This is a genomic window from Streptomyces sp. NPDC028907, assembly GCF_055564995.1.
This window is the reverse complement of sequence record NZ_JBVHVE010000048.1, coordinates 1-3,781: the sequence shown is the minus strand read 5'-3', so window position 1 is coordinate 3,781 and position 3,781 is coordinate 1. Positions and strand designations below refer to the sequence as shown.

At 73.3% G+C, this 3,781-nt stretch carries 1 protein-coding gene; it reads right to left on the bottom strand.

The window, feature by feature from the left end; all coding sequences use genetic code 11:
• Positions 1–3,781, bottom strand: a 3,781-nt coding sequence (locus ACZ4UU_RS45060) for an acyltransferase domain-containing protein (protein WP_471909268.1), incomplete at both ends; no start/stop codon positions are given.

Sequence of the window (3,781 nt, the reverse complement as noted above, 5' to 3'; positions counted from 1 at the left end):
ATGTTGTGGTGGGTGACGAGGTGGCGGGCGATGAGGCTGCCGAGGGTTCCGGTGCCGCCGGTGATCAGGACGGTCCCGTTCGGATCCAGCGCCCTGGGCACGGTGAGCGCCACTTTGCCGATGTGCCGCGCCTGGCTGAGGTGACGGAACGCCTCCGGGGCGTGCCGCATGTCCCAGCTCGTGGTCGGCAGCGGCTCCAGCACGCCGCGTTCGAAGAGCTCCGCGAGTTCGCCCAGCATCCGCCGGACGCAGTCCGGCCCCTCCTGGTCCAGGTTGTACGCCTGGTACCGCACCCCGGGATGGGCCTCACCCACGGCGGCGGCGTCACGGATGTCGGTCTTGCCCATCTCCAGGAAGTGGCCGCCAGGCGCGACCAGCCGCAGCGAGGCGTCGACGAACTCGTGGGCGAGGGAGTTCAGCACGACGTCGACCCCGACGCCCCCTGTGACGGAGAGGAACTGCTTCTCGAAGTCCAGCGTCCTTGAGTTGGCGATGTGATCGTCGTCGAATCCCCGGGCCCGCAGCACATGCTGCTTGGCGGGGCTGGCGGTCGTGAACACCTCGGCGCCCAGATGACCGGCCAGTTGGAGCGCCGCCAACCCCACGCCGCCGGTGGCGGCATGCACCAGCACCCGCTGACCGGGGCGCAGCCCCACCAGCTCCTTCAGCCCGTAGTACGCCGTCAGGAACGCGACCGGAGCGGAGGCCGCCTGAGCGTCGCTCCATCCGGCCGGTACCGGCACGACCAACCGGTGGTCCGTGACCGCGACCGGGCCCAGCGACCCCTTGAACAGGCCCATGACCCGGTCTCCGACGGAGACACCGGTCACGCCCGGGCCCACCTCGGTGACCACCCCGGCCGCCTCGCTGCCGATGGTCTCCTGCCCGGGGACCATGGCGAGCGCGACGAGGACGTCCCGGAAGTTCACCCCGGCCGCCCGGACGGAGATCCTCACTTCGCCGTCCGCCAGCGGCTGCCGGGCCACCGGATTGTCGATCACGGCCAGCGTCTCCAGCGTGGCCCGGCCGCTGGCCTCCAGCCGCCAGTCGTGCCGGTCCGGGATCCGCAGTGGCGGCGCGGCGTACGCGTGCGCCAGCCGGGGCACATGGCAGATCCCGGCCCGCAGTGCCAGTTCGGGCTCGCGCGCACCGCGCACGACGGATACCAGATCGGCCGAGACGGCGGTGTCGTCGTCCAGGTCGACGAGGGTGATCCGGTCCGGGTTCTCGGACTGCGCGACCCGGACGAAGCCGCGTACCGAGGCCGCGGCGATGTCTAGGACGCCCTCGCCGGCGTGGGTGGCGACCGCCCGCCGCGTGACGACGAGCAGATGCGTCGAGGAAAAGCGCTCATCGGCGAGCCACGGCCCTACCACGTCCAGGATCTCGCGGGTCAGCTCATGAGTACGCGCCACCGGATCGGCGCTCTTCGCGGACCCGTCGCCTCCGGAGCAGACGACCACCAGCGTCTCCGGCACCGGCGCGCCCGCGTCCACGGCCTCCACCAGCGCCGCGAGATCGGCGTACGCGGACGGCGACCCGTCCCCGATGACAGCGGTCGGCAGGTCGGCCGGCTCGGGCACCGGAGCGGGCAGGGCGTTCCAGCCCACATGGAACAGCGAGTGGTGCAGGTCGGCCGACCCGGCCGTCAGCTCGTCCTCGTCCACGGCCCGCAGCGTCAGCGACTCGACGGTGGCGACAGGTCCGCCGGACGGGTCGGAGACCGTCAGCGTCACGGAGTCCTGACCCGTCGGTGTCAGCCGCACCCGCAGCCGCCCGGCGCCGACAGCGTGCAGGGTCACTCCCGTCCACGCGAAGGGCAGCCGTATCGCGCCGGAGAGCGGCCCACCGTCGGGGCCCGCGTCCAGCAGAGCGATGGTGTGCAGAGCGGCGTCCAGCAGCGCGGGGTGCACACCGAAGCCGTCGGTGTCGGTCCCCTCGGGAAGGGACACCTCGGCGCACAGCGAGTCACCGTCGCGCCAGGCGGCCCGCAGCCCCCGGAACGTGGAGCCGTACCCGAGCCCGAACTCCGCGAGCCGCTCGTACACGTCCTCGGTGTCCACCGCGACGGCGCCCTCAGGGGGCCAGACGTCCGACGACGGGGCGGCCGTCACCGGCGTGTCCCCGGTGGTCAGCAGACCCGTGCCGTGACACGTCCACGGGCTGCCCGGCTCCCCGTCCTCGGGACGCGAATGCACCGCACAGGAACGACGGCCCCGCTCGTCCGCCGCGCCCACGGAGATCTGGATCCGGACCGCACCCTTCGCCGGGAGGATCAGGGGCGCCTGCAGCGTGAGGTCGTCGATCCGGTCGCAGCCGGCCTGTGCGCCGGCGTGCAGCAGCAGATCCAGAAAACCGGTGCCCGGCAGCAGAACGGTGTCCCGCACCGCGTGTTCGGCCAGCCACGGATGGCTCTGTGTCGACAGCAGCCCCGTGAACACGAGACCGTCCGCGTCGGGCAGTTCGACCGTCGCACTGAGCAGCGGATGCTCCGCGCCGGCCAGGCCCGCCGCGGCCACGTCCGCCACCGCCGGAGCCTGGAGCCAGTACGGCCGCCGCTGGAAGGCGTACGTCGGCAACGTCACCGGCCGGGCCTCCGTACCGGCGAAGACGCCCGGCCAGTCCACGGACGCCCCGTGGGTGTGCGCGTGTGCCACCGCGGTCAGCAGCCGCCGGACGCCACCCTGGTCACGGCGCAGGGTGTGCAGGACCGCCGCGTCCCGGCCGGCGTCGGCGATCGTCTCCTGCAGCGAAGCCCCCAGCAGCGGGTGCGCGCTCAGCTCCACGAACAGGGTGTGGCCGTCGGCGAGCAGGGACCGCGACGCCGCCTCGAACCGAACCGGCTCGCGCATGTTGCGGTACCAGTACGCCGCGCCCAGCTCCGCCGTGTCGAGTGGGCCGCCCGTCACCGTCGAGTAGAACGGCACCGCCGACGAGCGCGGCGACACGGGCGCCAGCACCTCAAGGAGGTGGTCGTGGAACACGTCCACCTGGGCCGAGTGCCCGGCGGTGTCCACGCCGGGGATACGCCGGGCGTCGATGCCGTCGGCCCGCAACTCGTCGACCAGCTCGGCCAGGGCGTCCGGGTACCCGGCGACGGAGGTGGCGCCCGGGCTGTTCACGGCCGCGACGGAGAGCCGGTCGCCCCAGCGCTCCAGACGCAGCCGCAGTTCGTCCGCGTTGAGCGCGACCGCGACCATGCCGCCCTGCCCGGACAGCTTCAACCAGGCCTGACTGCGCAGCGCCACCACCCGGGCGGCGTCGTCCAGGGACAGGCCCCCGGCGACGTGCGCGGCGGCGATCTCGCCCTGCGAGTGCCCCACCACGGCCGCCGGCTCCACTCCCAACTCACGCCACGCGGCGGCCAGCGACACCATCATCGTGAACAGCACCGGCTGCACGACATCGACGCGGTCGAGCGACGGCGCCCCCGCTTCCTGACGGAGCACCGACAGTACGGACCAGTCCAGGTACGGCGCGAAAGCGGCCTCGCAGGCCTCGGCGCTCTCGCGGAACGCCCGCGCGTCGTCGAGCAGCCCGTCGGCCATCCCGAGCCACTGCGCGCCCTGACCGGGGAACACGAAGACGGGCTTCACCGCGTGTCCGGCCGTACCCGTCACGACGGGTGCCCCGGAGGTGGTGTCGCCCTCGGCGAGGGCGCGCAGCGCGTCGAGGAGTTCGGCGACGTCCGTGCCGACCACGGCGGCGCGGTGGGTGTGGTGGGTGCGGGTGGTGGCCAGGGCGTGGGCGATGTCGTGGGGGGCGAGTTCGGGGTGGGTCT